At 45.4% G+C, this 23,057-nt stretch carries 14 protein-coding genes; 8 read left to right on the top strand and 6 right to left on the bottom strand.

The window, feature by feature from the left end:
- Positions 1-23: 23 nt before the first annotated feature.
- The 6 genes from D1136_RS03580 to D1136_RS03555 form a co-directional block, all read right to left on the bottom strand.
- Positions 24-620: an indolepyruvate oxidoreductase subunit beta gene (locus tag D1136_RS03580; RefSeq protein ID WP_161876269.1), complete on the bottom strand. Its 597-nt coding sequence runs from the start codon at positions 618-620 to the stop codon at positions 24-26.
- A 20-nt stretch (positions 621-640) separates the two neighbouring features.
- Positions 641-2,233, bottom strand: coding sequence for a thiamine pyrophosphate-dependent enzyme (locus D1136_RS03575; RefSeq protein ID WP_161876268.1), 1,593 nt, complete (start codon positions 2,231-2,233; stop codon positions 641-643).
- 257 nt (positions 2,234-2,490) lie between these two features.
- Complete coding sequence (locus tag D1136_RS03570; protein ID WP_161876267.1) at positions 2,491-3,237, bottom strand: shikimate dehydrogenase; 747 nt, start codon at positions 3,235-3,237, stop codon at positions 2,491-2,493.
- A 2-nt stretch (positions 3,238-3,239) separates the two neighbouring features.
- Positions 3,240-4,172: a DUF368 domain-containing protein gene (locus D1136_RS03565; protein ID WP_161876266.1), complete on the bottom strand. Its 933-nt coding sequence runs from the start codon at positions 4,170-4,172 to the stop codon at positions 3,240-3,242.
- A gap of 20 nt (positions 4,173-4,192) precedes the next feature.
- Positions 4,193-5,749 carry a DUF4301 family protein gene (locus tag D1136_RS03560; protein WP_161876265.1) on the bottom strand — a complete coding sequence of 519 codons (1,557 nt, stop codon included), beginning with the start codon at positions 5,747-5,749 and terminating at the stop codon, positions 4,193-4,195.
- Between the two features lie 30 nt (positions 5,750-5,779).
- Positions 5,780-6,031 (bottom strand): hypothetical protein, encoded by a 252-nt coding sequence (locus tag D1136_RS03555; RefSeq protein WP_161876264.1) that lies wholly within the window; start codon positions 6,029-6,031, stop codon positions 5,780-5,782.
- Between the two features lie 169 nt (positions 6,032-6,200).
- Here D1136_RS03555 and D1136_RS03550 point away from each other — a divergent pair, with 169 nt between their 5' ends.
- The 8 genes from D1136_RS03550 to D1136_RS03520 form a co-directional block, all read left to right on the top strand.
- Positions 6,201-7,175 (top strand): PorP/SprF family type IX secretion system membrane protein, encoded by a 975-nt coding sequence (locus D1136_RS03550; RefSeq protein ID WP_161876263.1) that lies wholly within the window; start codon positions 6,201-6,203, stop codon positions 7,173-7,175.
- Between the two features lie 15 nt (positions 7,176-7,190).
- Positions 7,191-8,360, top strand: coding sequence for a DUF1565 domain-containing protein (locus D1136_RS03545; protein ID WP_161876262.1), 1,170 nt, complete (start codon positions 7,191-7,193; stop codon positions 8,358-8,360).
- A 9-nt stretch (positions 8,361-8,369) separates the two neighbouring features.
- Entirely contained in the window at positions 8,370-9,278 is a 909-nt protein-coding gene (locus D1136_RS03540) for a hypothetical protein (protein WP_161876261.1), read from the top strand.
- Between the two features lie 34 nt (positions 9,279-9,312).
- The gene (locus D1136_RS10825) at positions 9,313-10,329 is read left to right on the top strand and encodes a hypothetical protein (RefSeq protein ID WP_202623064.1); all 1,017 of its coding nucleotides are present in this window, start codon (positions 9,313-9,315) and stop codon (positions 10,327-10,329) included.
- A complete protein-coding gene (locus tag D1136_RS03535; protein WP_161876260.1) occupies positions 10,329-11,186 on the top strand; it encodes a hypothetical protein in 858 nt (285 codons plus the stop codon). Before D1136_RS10825 ends, D1136_RS03535 begins: the two co-directional genes overlap by 1 nt.
- Positions 11,187-11,204: 18 nt before the next feature.
- Positions 11,205-19,277: a gliding motility-associated C-terminal domain-containing protein gene (locus D1136_RS03530; protein ID WP_161876259.1), complete on the top strand. Its 8,073-nt coding sequence runs from the start codon at positions 11,205-11,207 to the stop codon at positions 19,275-19,277.
- Between the two features lie 21 nt (positions 19,278-19,298).
- Entirely contained in the window at positions 19,299-22,676 is a 3,378-nt protein-coding gene (locus tag D1136_RS03525) for a fibrinogen-like YCDxxxxGGGW domain-containing protein (protein WP_161876258.1), read from the top strand.
- The coding region (locus tag D1136_RS03520; RefSeq protein WP_202623056.1) for a hypothetical protein at positions 22,660-23,057 on the top strand (398 nt) is incomplete at its 3' end. The genes D1136_RS03525 and D1136_RS03520, both read left to right, overlap by 17 nt.

Genomic DNA, 23,057 nt, shown 5'->3' with positions numbered 1-23,057 from the left:
AAAAATAAAAGTAAAAAGTAAATTTAATAGCTGACGGACTGTTGGTGTTGTGCAAATTCACGGCCGGCTTGTAGAGCTTTCAGGTTCATGGCTACGACATTTTCTCCTTTGCGGTTGAAGATGGTACGGATTCCTTCTGCCAGGTATTCGAAGGGAATATCTATGAACGGGGAAGCTGCTCCCAGCATGACCAGATTGCCGGCGCGGCTGTTGCCTGCGGCTGCTTCGGCTATTTTGTCGGCGTCCAGGACTATCCGGTGGGGTAGAGCGTCCAGGGTGGCCATTAGTGTGGGGAGGTCCGGGTAGTTGGGAATATTGACCAGAGGTGTGGCATTGGTAACAACATATCCGCCTGACCGCAGGTAGGGCAGGTAGCGTAAGGCCTCCATTGGTTCCACTGACAGAATGAGGTCGGCAGAGCCTTTGGCAATCAGGTCCGAATGGATGGGACGGTCGGAAATGCGCATAAAGGATTGCACGTCTCCTCCTCTTTGGCTCATGCCGTGAGTTTCTGCCTGTTTCATGTATAGGTGATTCGAGAGTGCGGCAGAACCCAGAACTGCTGCAATGGATAATATGCCTTGTCCTCCGACTCCTGCCAATATGATGTCTGTTTTCATAATAACTTGGGATTTTTCTTTTAACTTTTATTTTTTTTGGCATCTCTTGCTGCCTTCTGTATGCATACCCTTCGGGGTATAATGACGGATACACCGGGATATTCCAGTTCCTCGCGTATGACACGGCAGAGCTCTTCATGATTTTTGGGTACAGGCAAGAGCACCCGGATATGTTCGGCTTCTACGCCTATGCCTTGACAAATGGATTCAATGCGTCCCAAAGCGGAAGATTCTTGTCCTCCGGTCATGGAAATGGATTCGTTGTCGGAAATCAGGACGGTAATGGGTGTTTTTTCATTGACGGCATCCAAAAGTCCCGTCATTCCGGAATGGGTAAAGGTGGAGTCGCCAATGACTGCTACGGCGGGGAACAGTCCGGCATCACAGGCTCCTTTGGCCATGGTGATGGAAGCACCCATGTCTACGCAGGAGTTGATGGCTTCAAAGGGAGGAAGGGCACCTAAGGTATAACAGCCGATGTCTGCGAATACCCGGCCTTCGCCGTAAGTTGAAATAACTTCGTTCAATGCTTTATAAACGTCCCGGTGACTGCATCCCTGGCATAAGGCGGGAGGACGTGGAACGACCAATTCGGGAACGGGGGCTCCTTCCCGGGTTTCAAAGCAGAGGGCTTTGCCTACCAGGTCCGGATTTAACTCACCGTCCCGGGGTAAACTACCGTCTAACCGTCCTGAAATATTTTCTTTGCCGGGGTAGCCTTTCAACATTTCTTCGACAACGGGATAACCTTCTTCCAATACCAGGATTTGCTTGCATTCCCGTATGAGGCGTTTGAGCATTTTCCTGGGAAGAGGATACTGGCTTACTTTTATGACGGGGTAGATACAGCCTTCATTAAAATTTTCCAACAGATAATTGTAGGTCAATCCGCAGGCAACGATTCCTAACGACTTATCCTGCCCCTCTACGTAAGCGTTAAAGGGAGATTGTTCAGAGGCCCTGATGAAGTCGGGTTGTTTTTCCAGAAGCAGTTTATATTGTTTCCGGGCGATGGCCGGCAGTAAAACAAACTGGCGTTTGTTTTCTGGAAGGTGTAACGGGTTTTCCGGTAGGGAGTCGTGAGTTTCTACTCCGGCCCGGGAGTGGGCCAGACGGGTAGTGAGACGCAGTATGACAGGACTGCCGACAGTCTCCGAGAGTGCAAAGCCGTATCGGGTCATTTCGTATGCTTCCTGTTGGTTAGAAGGTTCAAGAAGGGGGATTTGGGCGAATTTTCCGTATACGCGGGAATCCTGTTCGTTCTGGGAAGAATGCATGGACGGGTCATCGGCAGCCACAATCAGCAGCCCGCCATTGGCACCTGTAATGGCGGCATTCATTAGACAATCGGCGGCTACGTTCATGCCGACATGTTTCATACACACCAACGCTCTTTTTCCGGCATATGACATGCCCAGTGCAGATTCCATGGCTGTCTTTTCGTTGGCGGCCCAGGCCCGGTGGATGTTTCGTCTGATTGCTTCGGGAGAATCCTGGATATATTCCGTAATTTCGGTGGAAGGTGTACCCGGATAAGCATATACTCCGGAGATGCCGCTGTCAATGGCTCCTTGAGCTATTGCTTCCACACCTAATAGTAATTGTTTTTGCATAATATGTGTTTTGAGGATAAATCAAGCTATTCCCTTGCCGGGAAATCGGAAGAAATAAGAGTAATCAGGAACAGGATGGATTGAGACTTAAAGTCCCCAATGGAATTTTAAAACTCCCATGATGTATGCCAATACAAAATAATAGTCAGAAGGGTGATACATCCTGTTTTTGAATAAAATTTAAAACGTTTGCGAATATAGAATATTTTTAAAAACAGGAAAAATATTTTAACATTAATCTTTGGTATGGAGGAGGTTTATTTTTGGATTCTCCAGATTTCCCAGTTCTTTTGGGCTTGGCCCAGCCACATGGCATATCCGTTGCAGGTATGTGCTCCCGCTGCATTTCCCTTTTTCATAAAAGCGGTTTCCGACGGATTGTAAACTAAATCGAACAGATAGTGGTCTGAGGTTAGCAGTTGATAAGGAATATCAGGAAAGTCTTCTGTATTGGGCCAGGTGCCTAATGGGGTGGTGTTGACAAGTAAGTGACAGGAAGGAAGATGGGCAGGGAGGGCATCATAGCTGATTTCTTCGGCTTGACGGGGAGTTCTGGAAACGGTAAGGGTTTCCATATTCAGCGTATGGAGTGCATAACGGACTGCTTTGGCGGCTCCTCCGTTGCCAAGAATTAATGCTTTTTGTGTATTGACCGGCATGAAGGATTGTAGGGCATTTCGGAATCCGAACATGTCTGTGTTGTAGCCGTATAATTTGGTTTTGTTATTGACCCTGCTGACTTTTACGCAATTTACAGCACCGATGGCTTTGGCTTCGTCGCTGATTTCATCTAAAAAGGGAAGGATGGTCTGTTTGTGTGGAATGGTAACATTGAATCCTTTTAAGGTGGGATTGTTTTTTAGTATATGTTCCAGATTTTGGATGTCCTTGATTTCGAAACGAAGGTATTCAGCGTCGATATTCTCATTTTGAAACCGTTCGTTAAAGTACCGGGGAGAACAACTGTGTCCCAGTGGATAGCCGATGATGCCGTAGGTGTCCATACTTATTTTTTGCGCATGTGGCTGATTTTTTCAATCCCCCAGATGAGCAGGAAACCCAGTATACACATTAGAATGGCTTCCCGGATTAAAGCAGGCTGATGAGTGAGTTCGGCAAATTGCCGGGGGGAAATGTTGCTTTCTATCAGGGCTTTTTCTACACCGTGGCTGTCGGTATAGGTTTGGAGGGTTTCTTTCCAGGGCCACACTTTATTTAATGAACCTAACATAAAGCCTGTCAGGAGAGAAATGGTCAGGGTATGGTATTTTTTCAACAACCAGGAAAGTAAATGGGAAAAACTGATGATGCCTGTTATTGCTCCGGTAGCAAAAAGCAGCAGTGTTTTAACATTGAATGTACTGACGGCACCTAAAATATAGGCATATTTCCCCATTAGCAACAGGATGAAAGCTCCTGATATGCCGGGTAGTATCATGGCACAAATGGCGATGGCCCCGGAGAGGAGGATAAACCACCAGGTGTCGGGGGTTTCAGAGGGAGTCATGATGGTGATGAAGTATGCTATGCAAAAACCGCTGATGAGGGACAGGACTGCCGGCAGATTCCATTTTTTGATTTCTTTTGCGACCAAGCCTGAAGAGGCGATGATCAGGCCGAAAAAGAACGACCAGATGTAAATGGGATGGTGTTCCAGGAGCCATGTCATCAACCGGGCTAATGAAAAGATTGAAATACCTACACCGCACACCACGGGAAGTAAAAAGTTGCCGTTGATTTTCGTCCAAAATTCTTTGAATTTAAGACGGAATATCAATCTTATGGCTTCCGGATTTATACTTTTGATGGAATTAATCAATTCCTCGTAGATACCTGTTATAAAAGCGATTGTCCCGCCGGATACGCCCGGGACCACATCAGCGGCCCCCATAGCACATCCCCGTAGTATAAGTAGAAAGATACTGCGTTTTTTTTCCATGTTCTGGTTTTTGACCGGATTTATTTTTTAATGACGTTTCTGTGTTCGAAACGGAATAAGTCAAAGACGGTTTTTACCGGGGTAAAAGTGGTTAAAGGCACTTCTACGAATACGGTAATCCAATTGGCCATTGCGCCGTTCCAAAGACCGGGTAGTTCTTGGACCTTGATTTCTTTGCCCTTGTACGATTTTGATGTAATGAATCCCTGGTCTGCGTCAACAAATTTCAGGAGGTCAAATTTTTTGCCTTTATAATTTTTAATACCGCATACCAAATCTACCGGATTGAAGTGGGTGGAGCGTTCAAATATTTTTTTCTGTTCTTTGTTTTTCAAGTCGATTTGGGCAGATTCTATAATCATCAGACGGGAACTGCCGTCCTGGCCTTTTACCCAAAAAGGACCGCCGCCCGGTTCGCCTTCATTTTTTACCATGCCACAAATACGGATGGGACGATTCAGCAATTGCTGGAGGTGTTTGATGTGTTCTTTGTTGTCTTTGTAGGTTTTTCCCTCTGCTTCTTTGTAGCCGATGCTGTTCAGGAAACGGTCGATTTCCTCTAATTGTGCGGGGGTCGGTTTTTTATCCAATGTAGCCAGGAAACCGAATACTTTGTTTTGTATGTCTATCAGGGTTCCGGCCAGCAGTTTTTTGTATTTTATCGTGTCGCTCTTTGCTCGGTCTGGAATGACGTTGTCAATGTTTTTGATGAAAACAATATCTTCTTTCAAATCGTCCAGGTTGTGAATCAGCGCACCGTGCCCTCCGGGACGGAATACCAATTGGCCTTTTTCGTCTCTTAACAGTTGCCCCTCGGCGTCAATGCTGACTGTGTCAGTGGAAGGTTTCTGTATGGAAAAACTGACTTCGTATTTTACATTAAACATTTTCTCGAATACTTTAGTCACTTTTTTCAGGCGGTTTTTAAATAGGGGCATGTATTCTTCCGCTACGGTGAAATGCAGCCGGGCTGTTTTGCCATTGCTGCAATACAGGGCTCCTTCCACAATATGTTCGTCAAAAGCCGTACGGACAAAATCCCTGTAAATATGAAAATCCACCAGTCCTTTGGGGGTGTTGCCGTAATTGAGTCCTTTTTCCGTGAGGATATATTGCAGGATTTCTTTGAATTCCCGTTTGGCAATCATTTTCTCAATGTCTTTACCGTCTTTCCACAGGGCTGCAGATAAACGGTTGTAAAAAGGCAGTTCATCCAGTTTTTCAAAGAAATAATGCATGGTGCCCGGTCCTTTCTTTTGTATAAATTCCAGAAATCCTTCTTCTGAATCTTCGTAAGTATCCAGAAAATGGAATAAGTCTTTAAACATCCGGGTTGCAGAACCGGAAGCGGGAACCATTTTAATCATGGAGTGATTCTGGCAGGCTGTGTCATAATTTTTCAGCAGAATCTCTTCGTCTTCCGGATTTATGCGGAGGATTCCGTTATCTGTAACAGCCGGTTCTGAAAGCTCTACAAAGTGGAAACCTTTTTGGAAATTTTCCAGTTGGCGGTCTATTTGTTCGGTTTTAAGATCCCGGCGTTTGAATGTTTTTAAATCTTCTTTTGTGTATTTCATGACGTAAACTATGCTTTGGGTCGGATTCCATCAGTCTTCTTCCTCATCATAAATCTCTTCCTGATTATCCAGCTCGGTTTCGTAAAAATCTTCTGCTTCTTCCATTAAGGAATCTATATCATCCTGAATGAGCGGTTCTTCGTCTATCCAATAAATTTTTTGATTGCTGTAAAATCCATCTAAGTCACATTGGATAATGCAACGCGGTTTTTCCGTATGTACCACATAAACCAGGTCGATTGCTTCTTGAGAATTGTCTGCAATAAGAAATTTAGGTAACATGATTTATTGATAAATGTTAATTTGTAGTTTGTGAAAAAATGTATAATGCAAATATAAAATAAAATTAAAGAAAAAATGATTGAAATCTGATATTTTTGCCTGAGGAAGAAGATTATTTAGATTTTTTGGCCTATTTTTGTAAATTGATGTGTGAATTATATCAATGTATATGAAAAAAATTTTATTTATATGCTTAATTTGCAGTCTCTCAGTGCGCTTGTTGGCGCAAAATGAGTTGTTTTCACGTCAGTATTTTTTGAATAATTATTTGGTGAACCCGGCAGTAGGGGGGATTCATGACTATATGGACGCCCGGTTGTCTTATAGTCGCCAATGGACTGCTATCGAGAATTCACCTTCTTCGGTATTATTGACTTTTAATACCAATCTCTCGAAAGAAAAAGACCAGGTGTTGAGGTATTCGTATGCAGACCGGAAATACCGGATTGGGAAGGGGCATTTGGACTACAATTATCGTCGCATTAAGCATGGAGTCGGATTAAAGGCTACTTATGACAAAGTGAATGTTTTTAACTATACGGATGTGTTGTTAAGCTATGCCTGTCATGTTCCCTTGAATCCTTATTTTACCCTGTCGGTAGGAATCGGAGGTGGAATGTCGTTGTCTACGCTTGACGTTACCGGTAATTATATCGGAAACAGTGATGATCCGTTGTTAAATGCAGGAAAAAGGAATGAGATTACTCCGGTGCTTGAGGCCGGAATCTGGTTGTATACGACGGGGCCTTATATCGGCATGTCTTTGTCAAAGTATATGGAAGACCCGTATGATGAGGACGGGAAGACGCGGTATAACAATATATATGCGACTGCAGGGTGGCAATTGGTTTTCCGGAATATGACCTTTACCCCGTCTCTGATGTATTGCTATAACGGTTATTCTGGAGAAGGTCTGGACATTCATGCAGTGCTTTGGTTTTATGATGTGGTATGGGCAGGGGCCTCGTTGCGGAAGTTGGAGAATCCTTCTGCACATGTTGGTTTGTTGCTGGGAAACCGGGTGGAGATAAATTATACCTATGATATAAATAAGAGTGAGTGGGGAGGATCGCATGAAATCGGAATAGCCTATCGGATTTGGAAACGGGCTGATGATTGTAAGAATAAATGGTATTTTAGATAAAAGAAAGGTTCGGTTATGAAGAGTGTATGGTTGATCGTACTGTTATGGTGTATGGGATGGGAATTATGTGCCCAAAGGTTGGTTTATGTGGGATTGGATTGGGGATCGGATTCCGGTTCAGGAGGTATTGAAACGCCTTATCTGTCTTTGAAAAAAGCACTGAGTGTGGCAAGAGCCAATGATGAAGTTCGTTTACTGATTCGGGAGAACGGAAATAAAGCGGTGTTTGAGACGAAAGGAGAATTGGTTATCCCCGCAGGAGTGAAAGTCAGTGGAGGATATAATAAAAAAGGGGAAAAAATATCGGACTCGGCTTTGAAGATTGTTGTTGAGGGAGATGGTTCCAATCGGGTATTTAAAGTGTATGGAGAATTGGAAGGAGTGACAGTTACCGGTGGGAAATGTAAAGGAGCGAACGGGGGTGGTGTTTATGTGGCTACCGGAGGGAAGGTGCAGAATTGCATCATCACGGGAAATACGGCCTCTTATCAATTACCGAAAGTGGGGGACTTGCTGATGAAGGACGGTTCATATATGGATGTGGGGGCATTTACTTATGACCAGATGGAGCAGGTGAAGGGTGTGGTTTTCTGGGTGAATCCTGATAAGAGTGCTGCCTCCCCAAAGGGATGGGCTGTATCGCCCTACACGGATGAACCGTATAAATGGTGGGCGGCGTCAAGTAATAGTATAACCGGAGCGGACCCTGCTTCTTTTTTGAATCTGCAGGAGGCTTTGCTGGATTTGAACGGAAAAGAAAACACGCTTCGTTTTCAGAACAATCCGAATTGTGGCATTATTCAAAGATGCCTGGCGTTTGGCGGTAGCGGGGATTTTTATCTGCCTTCTTTGGGACAATTGTACCGTTTGTTGGTCGGTTGGGATGAGGTGGAGAATACATTTGAAGAATTATGGAGAGTGATTAGGGAGAGTAATGATTTGGTAAAAGCACAGGATTTTTATGGACGTGGAGTGAGGAGTGTGTGGACTAATTCAAATTGTGATAAGGATCATTGGAGTAATGTCACTTTTCATTTTATGCATCAGCAAGCTGCTTTGTTGGCCTCTTCTACTTTATATAATAATAGTATGATATGGGGGTTGGTTGATATTGCGGAGAGGGCCAATATACAGAATCAGCTAGCGAGATCTGAGATTAATTTTGTATACGTTACGGAATTTTAAAGAAAGATTATGTGGAAGGCAGTTTTATTAGCGGGATTATGGATAATGTTTGTTTTATCCCGGAGTGCGGCACAGGGAGTGGGAGGAGGAGTATGGTTGGAAGACGGAGCTACCTGCATCGGTTCTTTGATTTATAAGAATCAGGCTACGGACGGATTCGGCGTAGCCGGGGGGAACGGAGTCTTATTGAATTCTACATTGTCCCAGAACAGCCGTTTGGCTGTAGAAGTCCATTATCCTCAACCGGGAGATATTTTCTGTTCGAACGGAGATATTGTAGACCGTGAAACGTACAAGACCCGTGCAACCAAGGACGCTATTGGAATTGTGTTTTGGTTGAACGGGGATCCTGAGGTGAAATATCCCAAAGGAGCGGTCATTTCCCTTGACGGGCAAAAAAGGTGTTCATGGGGAACCATCGGTGTGTCGGATTGTTGGTTGATGCAGGGTATGGTTGATTTAGGGATTGCACATCCTTATAGAAAAGATACTGCCTGTTACAGGAATACTTCTATATTGGAAGAGTTTTGGGATGTGTATGGAGATGATTTTGAGGCGGGGCATCATTGTTGGAATTACAAAGCTTATTTTCAAACCCATAATCCGAATGATAAAACGAAGAATATTCGTTGGGTATTGCCGACTTTAAAATATTTGAGCAATTTGATGACTGTCCTGCCGAAGGTGATTCCATCTCTGGAAGTGGTCGGACAAACAACCTCTGGGCTTTCGGTGGATGATTTCGTCTGTGCGGAGGATCAAGAGAGCGAGGCTTTTTATTGGAGCAGTTGTGATGGAGGGTCGGCAGATACCTGGGAATGTGTTTGGGTTGTAAATTTTTATAACGGAGAATGTCTAAACGATTTTCGCTCAAATAGAGATATGCAACATTGGGCTCGTCCGATATTTTTATATTAGGCGGTAAGGTATGAGAGGGGTGTTTGTCATAATAATGATGGGGTTGGGACTGTTGGGGCAGGCCCAAACGTTGTATGTTGTGCCGGGAGGAAATGGTGATGGGAGTTCATGGACGAATGCAATGGGGAGGATTGGGGATGCTTTAGCCAAAGCCGGTGATGAAGTTCGGGTGGCTGTAGGAACTTATCTTTTGGATGCGGAGTTGTTTATTCCTGCCGGTAAAACGCTTTCGGGGGGATGGATTGCTGATGCTGGTGTAAAGGCAGAAAATCCTTCGGCCCAAACCATTTTACAGGTAACGGGACAATTCCGCGTGGCTACCGTTGCCGGAATTATCGAGGGGGTTACGGTGCAGGGAGGTGTTGTTCATGCTGCCAACGGGGGAGGTTTATATGTGAGGGCTACCGGGGTTGTCCGGAATTGTATCGTCCGGAATAATGTTGCGGCAGAATATAGTCCGAAGGTGGGGGATGCATGGTGTGGGGACGGTAAATTCCTCCGGAAAGAGGAGATTAATACGGCAAATGGAAAGCAGGTGGAAGGTATTGTTTTTTGGATAAATCCCGACCCGGCAGCTCCTTCGGGACAGCGGGGATGGGTGGTGAATGTAGACCCGCCTGATTATTACGGAGGGTGGACGTACAGTGAGTATTCCGGAAATGTTACGGAAAAAAGGTATAGGACTCTATTGGAGGCTTTGGCAGATACGGCAGGGTATGAACATACGCAAAGAGCAAAGGAAAAAGGGACTGAGGATGACTATCCGGCTGTCTTCTCTTGTACTGACGGCTGGTATTTGCCGGCATTGGGCCAACTGAGGACTTTGATTGCGGAATGGGAACGGGTGGAGGCGACTTATCAGGTAGTACGGAATGCTGGCGGCGGCGGTTATTTCCCTTTCCTGTTGGATAAGGCATCTCCTTACTGGAGTTCTTCGGAGGCGGAAGAGGGAAAAATATGGTTGAATGTTGTGGAACCTGCCGGTCTTGGTGGGGTTCAGGCTGTGGATTGGTTTGAGGAAGGAGGAATATTGTCTGTAAAATCTTTTTGATGAGTAGGTTGTTGGTATATATGGTTTTATGGTTCGGTTTGTTTTCCGGAGTACGCTCTTGGGGGCAAACGATAGAAGGCGGAGGTGTATATCTGGAGACGGGTGCGAGGATGATTAATTCTTTAGTTACGGGCAATAAGGCAAAAGAAGGATACGGTATTGCCGGAGGGGATGCGGTTTTGCTGAATTGTACGGTTTGCCGGAATTTTTCCGTCAGGGAGTTGCGAAGCGGGGTACAGCCGGGAGATATATTTTGTGCCAATGGAGAGATTGTGGATTTAACGGCTTATGAAAGCAGAACAGAGAAAGATGCCATTGGAGTAGTGTTTTGGGTGAATAGTGATGCTTTCATTTTACAGGGGCGCTTTTATGTCATGGCCTTGGAAGAAGCTTTGAAGGCCTGGGGGACAAAAGGGGTCCGGCTGAACGGTACTTATCGGGATAATCCTTTGCAGGATACGGCCTGTTATAGTGTGACTGCTGAGATTCTGGAAAAAGACCCGGCTTCCGAAGCCGCTGTTTATTGCAGTAACTACCGGGCGGAGGGTGAGCCGGCGGGAGTTCGTTGGTGTTTTCCGGCGGGTTATCAGGTGATGGCTATGTATGTTGCATGGCCTGCAGTAGATAAGACTTTGAGGGCTTTGAAGGTGTTAAATCCGGATCGGGTAATTATGCCTTTGGAGGAAGATGTATATTGGTGCGCGACGACCAACCAGGATGTAAAGAATGAAGATGCCTGGGTGATTAATTTCGGGCATCCCGACCGCGATTCGTATGGTACGGCAGGTGCTGTCCAAAGAGGAGAGTCGACAACCCGGGATAAGCAATTCAGGGTTCGTCCGATTTTTGTATATTGATTTTAAGGATAAAAAACTATGATAAAGAGATTTAGTTGGTGTTTTTTGGCAGGATGTCTCTGGGCATGGGGAGTTACAGTTGCTCAGGGGCAATCGGTTTCTGAGGAAGGTGCTGCAGTAAAGCTGGGGACCGGAGCAACAATTAAAAATACCTTGATCTGGGGGAATAAGGGCAAGCAATTGGATTATTCCGGTACTTCTAAATTTACCAATTACATAGAAGGTGTGAATTCGGATGATCCGTTGTTTCAGGATGCGGACAACGGAGATTTCCGTCTGAAATCCGCTTCTCCTTGTATTAATGCAGGTTCGTTGGATGAATTGTTAAAGAATTTATTTGACCTTTGGGGAAATCCGCGTTTGAGTGGAGGGACTTATGATATCGGAGCTTATGAATATAAAACGTATAAGATTACTTTTATCAAGGACCCGGAAATTACTATTGATTCGATAGTGAATGGAGTGACCTATTATGCCAGCAAAGTGGAACCGGGAGGGACTTATCGTTTTAAGGTGAGTAGTTCGGATTTTACCGGAATAGATAAGAAATCCATTATAGTCAAGAAGGTGGGAGGAAATGAAGAGATTCCGCTGGGTGCGGACGGTGCTTATTCCATAGGTCCGGTGAACAGTGACATGACGATTGAAGTGATTTTGACACCGCCGACGGTAGTAACGGTCGTGCCGGTGGAACATGGTACTCTGACCGTATCGGGAAGTAAAAATCATGCTCCCGATGAGGGAAAGAACAGCATGGTGATAGAAGCGAACGAAAAGGTTTCCTTTGATACTGTGTCCGATGCAGGTTATCGTTGTACAGATGTTTTGGTACAATTCAAGGAGCCGAAAGATTCCCCCTGGGTCTCTGTTTTGAGTGAGGCAGGGCTTGGGAAGGTGCATGCTGTGGCCAAAAGCATTAATTGTAAAGCTGTATTTGAGCCTAATAGTTATCCGCTTATAATGAAAGTCAATAATCCGGCATGGGGTACGTTGTCTGTCACGGAGAAGGGAACAGGAACGGTAATGTCCATACCGGAAGGAGTATCGACAAAACAGTATAGTTTACTTTATAATCCGACCGGAGTGTTGGAGATAGCAACGACAGCGAAACCGGGTTACAAGTGGAAGTCGACAACCGTATCGGATGCTGACGGAACGTCCAATTCCAGTTCTTTAAAATTGGGTGAAACGGCTCGTATGCGGGTGGGCGGTGTTTGTATTATGGTCAATTACGAACCGGAAGAGTGTTATGTCCGTTGGAACTGTTTACACGGTGATTTGACTGTGACGGGGCCGGATGGCTCTGTCGGAAGTGTTGAAAGTTACGGCAGTGGCGGAAAACAGGTGAAAGTGAAATATGGAACGGAAATAACGGTTACCCCGGTTCCCAGTAGTGCCGAAGGATATAAATATGTGAATGGTTCGTTGAAAGTCAATCCGGATGGAGGTACTTTGACGGATATTAGTACAACAAAAACCTGGACGGTTACTTCGAATGCTACGTTAACAGCTGAGTTTAGCCTGGAGAAATATTTGATTACGGTAACTCAGAGTGGCCTGGAAGGCAGTCCTACCGATTATTTTACAGCCAGCCCGGCTTTGGCAGCTGATCGTTTGGTGGAATATGGGGCTACTTTGAATTTGACAGCAAAGGCTCCTACCGGCTATGAATGTAAGAAAGTGAAGTTGGACGGAGTGGAGCAGAATCTTTCTTCCGTAAAACTGGGACCAATCAAGGCTGCACATACTGTGGAGTTCATCTTCAACAGAATCGGATATGCTCTTGCTTTTGTAAATGAAACTCCGGATTATGGCACTTTAAAAGTGGAGTGGAAGGAGAAAGGAACGACGGAATGGAAACTTTTGGATAATAGTCCGCAAACGGTTTATTATCAGGATCAGTTGAAAATAACTGCTACGGCAAATGGGGGATATGACCTTGAATACCTGAAATTGAACAGTGGTGCTTTTACTTCCGGAAGCGAACATACGGTGGTGGCAGATGTGAATGTTGTAGCGAAGTTTAAGGCTAAGAAGTTTAAGGTGAAGTTGCAAAAAGTCGTGGTGGCAGAAAATCCGGATGCAACTCCGGAGAGAGGGAAAGTGATGGTGAAAAAGGGTACCACTGCTTTGTTGACTTTGGAAAAAGCACAGAACGGCCCGACAGCAGAGATAGAAGTCGAATACGGAACCGATTTATGGGTGGATGCTGCGTGTGATAAAGGCTATTCTTTGGTTGGAGTTGAGTTGACAGGAACGGAAACGAAAGATATAAGTACTACTAAGAATTTTAAGGTAGAGGAGAATGTGACAGTAAAGGTGCTGATTAAACAAACTGCGGACCTTTATTCTGTGGATTGGAAGGTTTCGAAGCCGACGACGAGCAGCAATAGCTCTTTTAAAGTGCAGTATACTGCTGATGACGGTTTGAAGCAGGATGTTACCAAAGGAAGTAAACTGTATGTGGCCGGTACGGTTTTGAATTTCATCAAGACAGAAGATGCCGGAGAGCAGTTGTTGTATGTGAAGGATGGAGAGAACAATCCTCTTAACTGGGAGGAGAGTTATACCTTAAATGGTGATGTGATGTTTAACGTGAAATTTGTCCGGAAATGTACGATTGTAATCAATAACCCTTCTTCGGGTACAGTGGAAGTTCGTAAAAAAGACGGTACTGTTTTGAAAACGGGAGATATGGTGCTTGCCGGTACAGAGTTGGAAACGAGAATTGTGGCTACTTCCGGAACTTCCGGAACGACAGGTTGTAAGGATCTGAAAGTGGACGGAGTGGCCAAATGGACCGGACCGGTTTCTTTGATGGTGGCGCCTGTAACGACTTCCGGGTGGATCACATATGTCATTCCGGAAGATCATACCGGGGGAAATGTAACATTTTCCGGTACTACGGAGCTTTATTATCAGGTGAGGTATGTTGAGCCGGATTTCGGACATTTGAGTGTGACGGTTGATCGTGTGAGTCTGGTTTCCGGTACCGCGTATTGGTATCCTGCCCGTACTATGATTAAGATTACAGCTTCGGAGATACCTGATAACGGCTACCAGTTGAATGCGGACCATGAGGTAAGAAATAAAGGTGTTATTCCTGAGGATACCATTTTGTTGGATACAACATCTGTTTCCGGTACGTTTGAAAAATCTTTGTCGCTGGACAAAAATCTGGATTTGCTTGCTGATTTTGAGAAGAAAGTGTATACAATTACTGTGGAGGTGATTCATCCGGAGGGAAGTACGGATATCAGTCTGAGCGATGGTATGAATACTTTATTGACAGCGGCGGGAACCACCAAAGTGGAACATGGAAGTAAATTAACATTGAGTGCGACGCCCGCAACCGGTTGGGCAGTGCGTTTATATTTTGATAATGTTGATAAGGTGATCGGTACCACGAACCAGTCGTATACTTATGCTTTTGTGAAAGGGAACGTTACTTTTAAAGCGGAGTTCATCCAAAAATATAAGGTAGTTTATGGGGCAAATATTGCCCGGGTATTGCATGCTGATGGTACGGAAGTGGGGAATGGCGGTTATGCTTATGCCCAGGAAAAACTGAAAGCTGTTTCTGTCAAACCGGCAGTAGGGCAGGAATGTAAAAAACTTAGTATAAAGGAAAATGATGTTCCTGGAAATGTTTTGGGGAGTTCAACGACTTCCGGGGCAGATGGAACAATAGAGTATGCTTTTTCCATGCCGGAGAAAGATGTGTTGGCAGAAGCTGAGATAGGTCCCCGGAATTATGATTTGAGCTATAAGCTGACGGGCACGGGCGGAACTATCGTGGTGAAGAAAGTTGTTGGAGGAGTGGATCAAGTGGTGGCTGAGGGTGAAAAAGTATTGTCATATGGTGATCAGCTGAAAATAGAGGTTACTTTACTTCCGGCCAATGGCGGTAGCGATTCCTGGTATAAGGTGAAATCTGTATCCGGAACAATGGGACGTGCTAATATTTTAAGTTTTAATACTTCTGTTTCCGGTTTGGTTTATACTTATGTGGTTACGGAAACAGTTGACGGGGATGTTAGCTTTTTGGTAGAATTGGAAAGAAAGGTACAACCTTTGGAGTTGGAAATTATGCCGGCCGACCAAGGATTCGGTGTTGAGATACAAATTGACGGAGGAACTCCGGTTGTATACAAGAATGGATATCAATCGATTAGTGTACCGGTGGGAGCAATAGTGGAGGCTCGGGTGAAAACACCGACACCGATGCCGGAAGGTTATGAATTTCTTCATTTCCCTGGAGATGGGAAAAAACTTGTTTATGAAAAAAAGCAAATGCCGATAAATGAGTCTTTAAATTGGTCTTTGGCTTATGCATTGAAAGAAATTCCCTTGAATATACAGGTAATCCCGGCAGGCAGTGGAAGTGTCGTGGCTGTGGATGGCTCCGGAATGAGTTATAATAATTCGGTGGGGAAATACGTTGTGGGGTATGGGGCCAGTTTGACGCAGATTAAAGCGACTCCGGCAGATGAATATTACCGTAATACAGGACTGACAGCCTTGATGGGAGGGATAGACCGTATACAAGGACAGCCCCAGCCTTGTCATTTGGATAAGATTACGGACTCGGTGGGAATAGAAGCTCGTTTTGAGCGTTTGTACAAGATTGTAAAGGCACCTTCCTCCAATGGAGTTTTATCTATTGTTGAGACAGGCACTACAACGGATGCCGATGGTAAATTTTATCCTCAGGGCCAATCTTTCAGTATCTCCGTTGTTCCTGCCGACAAAGATTATGAATGTAAAAAAGTTGTTGTTGTCGCACCGGGATTTAATTTATCCAGGACTTTAGTATTGGATAGTCAGGGAAAAGTGACTTATGTGATTCCGGATAAATGTGTCGCTAAGGATTTGCTTGTGGAAGCGGTTTTTGCTAAGAAAACTTGTCAGGTGACTTTAAAAAAGACTCCGGCAAACGGAGGAAGTGCAGAGATTTGGATAGGGGAAAAAGATGGCGGTGGCACTTTACTGTTGGATTTGAAGTCGACAGATACAGATACGGTAGTGGTTAAGGATGTAGAATACGGTTCTGTATTGAATTTTTATGCGGATGTAGTTTCTTCTGATTTTGAGATTGTCAGCAAGAAAATCGGGAGTACGGCCTATACAGGAGCAGTGACACTGCAACAGGATACTGTATTTGAGGTACGTTTTGGCCGATTATATACGTTGACTGTCGGTTCCAATGTTGTTGTAAAGAGAACGGATAATCAGTCGGAGGTCAGCAGTGGGAGCAAGATTCCGGAAGGGGTGAGCTTGACGGCTCAGGCGGAATTGATAGGACATGATTGTATTGCCTTAACCGCAACGAAAGACGGAGAAGCATGGAAGAAGTGGAGTGATGCAGATACGCTGGGGATTATAAAGAAGGTTTTTGTGATGCCGGGTGGGGATGTAGATGTGCAGGGTAGTTTCCAACTGAAGATGTTTAAAGTAAGTGTTGTGCATCAGCCGGATACTCTGGCATTTCAGGTATTGGATATTGGTGTTGTTTTGGGTGATACGACGTATGATGTAGACCGGAAAAACGGTTCTTTGGCAGGATATTTGTCGGAACTTCAATTGGACCAGACAACATTGCAGTTGCATCCTTGGTATGAAGGACCGATAGAAGTGAAGGCTTTTGTAAAGTCTAATCCGGCCGCTTATGATTTGCAAGCGAACCCTATGGTGGTTAAGGAAGATGTTGTTATTCATGCTATTGCTCACCGGAAGAAAAAGCAGTTGAACGTTGTGATAGACCAGGAGAACGGATCCGGTGGTAATCAGGTTGTAGTGAAACTGGAAGATGGGAAACAGCATATTTTTACTGCTAACAGTAGTTTGACCGTTGAAGTCGGTGCGCCTGTTGAAATATGGACTGTGGATACGAATGGGTATAAGACAATTTTGCTTTCGGCTGATGATGGGACAACTGGTCCGGTAGTGAGCGCTCCTTTTAAATTGAATATGAAGAATATGCCGGATGCGGATGTGACGGTGACCGCCCGTTTCGAATTAAAACGTTATCCGGTCTATTTTCAGGCCAATACGGGAGGTCGCGTAGTGGTGAACAAAGCTTTCGGAGGAGTGATGGAAGGTGTTGTACAGCAATCCGGTGATAAAGTGAAGCATTTTACGGAACTGACTATTGAGGCAGAGCCTTTGAATGAGAGTTATCGTTTGAAAAAAGAGGGTTTGAAAGTATCTATGGGAGGTGTGGCTGTTAGTAATCTGAAATATATTGCTTCCGTTACGGGAGAGGTGGATATTAAGGCTGATTTTGAAAAGGTATATGAAGTACGTCTTTTGCAACCGCAATATGGTTCTCTGGCGGTTCTTCAGGCGGATACCTCCGCTGTCGGGTATCGTTATCCGGCGGGAACAGGACTTACTGTAAATGCGCGGCCGAATGAAGGGTATAAAGTGAGCAGTTTGACGATGAATGGCCAGAAACTGAATCAGATGCCGGAAGAAGGAGGTTCGATTGTGGTAAATATTCCGGCAAATATTTCTAATCTGGATAGTGTAGAATTTGCTGTCGAATATACTTTGAAGGAGTATCAGCTAAAGGTAATTGCTGCAGGAGAAGGAAAGGTTACGGTTTCCGGTTTGCAGGGTGGAGATTATGAGGTGAAGGGTACATCCCGTGTGCGGTCTGCGAGCCATTTCACTCAGGTGACTTTTGTTGTGGAGGCCGGAGGTACTCCTTATTTGTTGGATAAGTTTGATATTCATTTGTCTGATGGCCGGATCATTCCTGTCAGCGGTCAGGATACTACGATTGTGATAACCGGCAATGTGACGGTGGATGTTGAATTTAAGAAATATTACTGGATAGAGTTTAATACGCCTCAATACGGTACTTTGCAAGTCCGGAAGGATGGACGGGTGGTCGGATTCGGTGACCGTTGTCCGGGAGGAGCAATACTGAACCTTTATACCGTACCTGATGAAGGATTCGAAGTGGATTTTCTGACGGCAAACGGAGAGAGTGTGATTAATCATACGGTGGTTTTACCTCAGAATGCAGTATACGATACGTTGAGGATAGAAGCGGGGTATAAGATACGGACCCAGGTACTTACGGTTGTGCAACCTGATAGCGGTTATATTACGGTAGAAAAGTTGGGGGCGAATGGAGTATGGGAGTCTTTGGGTGTTACTGCTCCGGTGGAGTTGGATTATTGGACTCAAATCCGGTTTATGGCTGGTGTCTATAACGAAGGAGGTTATAAAGTATCTGGATTGACGATGAATGGAGAACCGGTTCAAGCGGGTGATATTTGGACCATAAAGGGTGATTGCCGGCTGGAAGCTGTGGTTGAGCCGCGGATGTATACGGTGACTTATGAGCATCCGATGTATGGGAAGTTTGTGATTACAACCGGAGAAGGAGAAGAGGTTATTCCGGGAGCTGAGATAGCCTACCGTACGGAGTTGAAGGTGGAAGTCCGTTTGGATGATTCGGAGGGATATGAGATATCCTGGATTCGGGTGAATGGGGTTGAGATTGAAAATGAATCGGAATGGACTGTGTTGGGAGATGTTAATATTTCTGCTTTGCTTCGGATTAAGCGTTGGCAGGTGACTGCTACTGCTCAGGGGGAAGGCGAGCTTCTGTTGTATAATGAAGATTTGGGACATCTGGCGATACCTGTGGATACGGTCGAACATTATACGATACTGAGAGTGAATCCTCTTCCGTCAAAGGGATGGATGCTTTATAGTCTGGACATTGACGGTGCGGATTTACAAACGGACAGTACGATTATGGTCACGCGTGAGACTTATATCCATGCCGAATACCGTCAGATGGAGCCTTACCGTTTCCCGGTGGCTTTCACTCCCAATGGGGACGGATATAATGACACCTGGGTAATAGAGGGATTGTGGCAATCGCGGAACGATAATACGCTGGAGATATATGACCGTGACCAGAAACGGGTATATAAAGCTTCTCCTTATGCTGATGAATGGAATGGAGAAACGGATAACGGGCATGTTTTACCGGCGGGCAATTATGTCTATAAGTTCAGGACTGCGACAGGAAAGGTTTATATGGGAATGGTTTCTATTGTCAGAAATTAATGTTGAAATAAAGACGGCGTTATGAGATATTTGTTCTTATTGCTGATATGCTTTTGTTTTACAGGTTTACGGGCCAATAATGTCCGGGTTGTCGGGAATATCCAATTGCCGGCCGGTGAGATGGTAAGTGATGATGTGGCGCGTATAAAGTTTACGCTGGAGTGGGAAAATTCCTGGCGGGATTCCTATAATCATGATGCCGTGTATGTCGTGTTGAAATATCGTTTACGTCATGAGAGTCCGGTGGTCTGGCATCAAGTCTACTTGCAGGATAGCGGACATGAGACTTCCGGAGGATTTACCTGGACAGCGGCTCGTGGTGCTGCTGCGGGGAAGAATATGGGGGTGTTTATCTATCGTTCTATGGCTGGTAGCGGCATCTCCCGCGTGAATGTTGACTTGAAATGGAATATTGCACAAACGACACCGGCTTCCGGCAAAGGACATGTGAGTTCCAGTACCATTTATGATGATGAGGTTATTCTGGCTTGTACAGGTATTGAGATGGTGTATATTCCCCGGGGTGCCTTTGCTTTGGGAGATATGGTTTATACTGCTTCGGCCGGGCAGGAGGCTTCCAGTCGTACTTTCCGGCAGCGGGATATGTATATTCCGGCGGCCTATGATTTGGTCAGCAACCGTTATTGGATTGAGACCAACGGGGCGGGAGAGGAGACGAAGACAGCTCCTTTGGCGGCTAATCGGGTGAATGACATTACCAACAGCACTTCGAACTCCTGGGTTGGAAATGGCGGGGATACACAGAGCTGGACGATTGATTTCGGCCGTTTGGCTGACGGAACGGAAATCAGTGAGGCTTATACCGTGAAATACATCAGCATAGAGTCTATTCCGGGGCATGCTCCTACGGCCTGGACTTTACAGGCAGCGAAGAATGATACCCCCGGCGGATGGCATACCTTATTGAATAATGTTACGGATGCGCCTTGGTCTACTGGGCTGGAAAGGGTGTACCCCGGAACAACTGCAATAAAATTGACTCACGATCTGGATAAGTACCGTTATTATCGGATCAAAGTGGAAAAATCGAGTATGCCCAAAGGGGCCTTGCCTGTTATAAAGTCGGTGTCTATGACTGACCGGGATTTGGAAAGGGAATGTGATTATTCTTTTATTGTAGATACCACTGTTGTTCGTTTGGGCGGTCGACGGGGCCTTTGTGCTGAAAATGACGGTGAAACCTGGCCGGAGACTACTCTGGGAAGTGTTTATCCGAATGGTTACCGGGCTTTTTATGTGATGAAATATGAAATGTCTCAGGAGCAGTATGCCAGTTTTTTGCAATTGTTGCCGCCTCAGGCCCAGCAGGCCCGGACCATTGGTAGTGAATTAAGAAATTTACCGATGGGAGCCTATGTGTTTGGTAGTTCGCCGGATGAGGTAAATGCCCGTAATGCTATTGCGTTGGCGACCTGGAATAATGAGGACAGCCGGGATACAGCGTCTTTTGCCTGTGATATGAACCGGGAGGATCCTATGGGAATGGATGGAGACGGACTTCCTTTGGGGTGCAATTATCTGACGCCGGCTGATATGCTGGCTTATGCCAGTTGGGTGGGATTGAGGCCGTTGACGGAGTTAGAATACGAAAAAATGTCGAGGGCTCCTTTTCCTTCGGTGACTCTGGCTGGAAGTTGTGCCTGGGGGAACCGGAAAGTTGTCATTCCCGGCGGATTGAATAACCCGGGAAAAAGCGACGAATCTTTTGACACAGGGAACGTGAATTTCCGTAGTGTAGTGGATGGTCCGGCCCGGGTGGGTATTTTTGCCAAGGGCACAACCGACCGGGAGACTGCCGGTGCAAGCTTTTGGGGAGTTCTGGATTTGAGCGGTAATTTGAGTGAGATTTATTATAATGCCAATAGTAAAGGGCGGACCTACAACGGGACTTTACATGGAAATGGGGTGTTGCCGGCTAACGGTACGGCAAATGTGAGTGGATGGGTGAACGACCCTCAGGCTTTTGGACTGAGAGGAGGGAATTTCCGTTCTACTTCCACGGGTGACCTGGCTACTTCTATGCGTATGTATGCCCGGGGAAGCATCAGCGATATAAATCGTCGCGATTCAACGGTAAGTTTTCGTTTGGGATATACCTGCGATGAACCTGATACACCCCTGGAAAATATTCTGACGCTGGAGAACGGACTGACAACTGCGGAAGGAAGTGTGTGTGATACGGTTTGTGATGGTGGCGATTATGTGATTGAAGGAAATGAACCTCCCGGGACTTATGCTTTGCATTACCTATGGTATAAAAGTGAGAATAAGGGAAGGACATGGGAGTTGTTGCGTGATAGCGGGAGTATTGGCAGAAATCTGATTTTGAGTAACCTGAGAAATATAGGCATGGATGACCATGTTTTGCAGGAATATTGGTTCCGCCGGAAAGTGGTGCGGGATAATAATGAAGGCAATAGTGCTGTGGTGAAGTTGAGGGTGGTGAATCCGGCTTATACGATTTCCCGCTACCGGGATACCATTAATGGCTATGGTACCGGAGCAGGTATTCGCGTTACCGCTAAATATCCTACTTCTTATGCCTGGACTTATTTGGGAAACGGGAATACCCTTACTCCGGATGAAGAAACGGATCTGAGCAGTCGCTATATTCCTAAGAAAGCCGATATGGTATTACCGGATGAGGGAGTTTTGCATGGGCCTAAATATGTGATGGTGAAGTTAAAGGTTTTAGGTCGTTGTGAACGGAGTAATATTTTTGAAGTGGATATTGTCAATACACTGGATAAAAGTAAAATGAGGGTGAAAGATTTCGGTACTTACCGGGCATGGGCTGACGGTTCTTATGCTCCTTCGGCCAACGCTTATCTTCATCCGACGGGAGGATATGAATATCGGGGAGATATTGGAAGCGGTATTTACCGGGTTGATCCGGATGGCCGTTCCGGTCCCATTGAACCTTTTGATGTATATTGTGATATGGAAACGGATGGTGGTGGCTGGAGTGTGATAAAGGTGAATTTCGGAGAGGATGTAGATCATCATGGTACTGAGAGTAATACGCTTATTTATACAATTACTTATAATCTGACTCAGGAGCAGATAGTAGGCTTGCGTGCTGTATCGAAGACCGGTTACCAGTATTTCTCTAAAAAATGCTACCATAGTTTGGCTAATTCCGATGCTCATTGTTCGTGGCATGCTTACGGATATACCTCCGGAAGTACGTTGAATTTCGGGCACTATTATAATTGGCCGAATTACGATCAGTGTAATCCGAATGATGCAGTATGGCGTCAGGCTCATGGAAAAGTGACCGATATTAATCTGATTCCGATCTGGCGTTATTATGGAGACGAAACCGGAGATAGCGGAGAGTATGCTAAATATACCTTTGGAGATGTATATTTCAGGTAAGATAGGAAAGTGGGTCGGAGTGATCTTATTGTGCTGTGGTATTACTCCTCTTTTTGGAGATAATCTGCGGATTGTCTCTCCTGTCAATTGTGTGGTTACAGCCGAAAATCAAGTTGATATTGAAGTGCAGTTGAGCTGGTCCAATTCCTGGCGTAACAGTTGCAATTACGATGCCGTCTATGTATTCGGCAAGTACCGATTGCCGGACTCCGACGAGAAATGGCACCACCTGTTTTTTGATGCGTCGGATGACGTTCATTCTGTGGGAAGCGGTTACGGTCTGTCCGTGATGAACGGCGGTCGGGGTTTGCTTGTGTACCGTTCAGAGGATGGCCAGGGCGAGTCGGCTGTGACCCTCCATCTGCGTTGGTCGCTTGACGG

The sequence above is a fragment of the Odoribacter sp. Z80 genome (genome assembly GCF_009935865.1).
Taxonomy (GTDB): Bacteria; Bacteroidota; Bacteroidia; order Bacteroidales; family Marinifilaceae; genus Odoribacter.
This window is presented reverse-complemented; position numbering and strand designations above follow the sequence as displayed.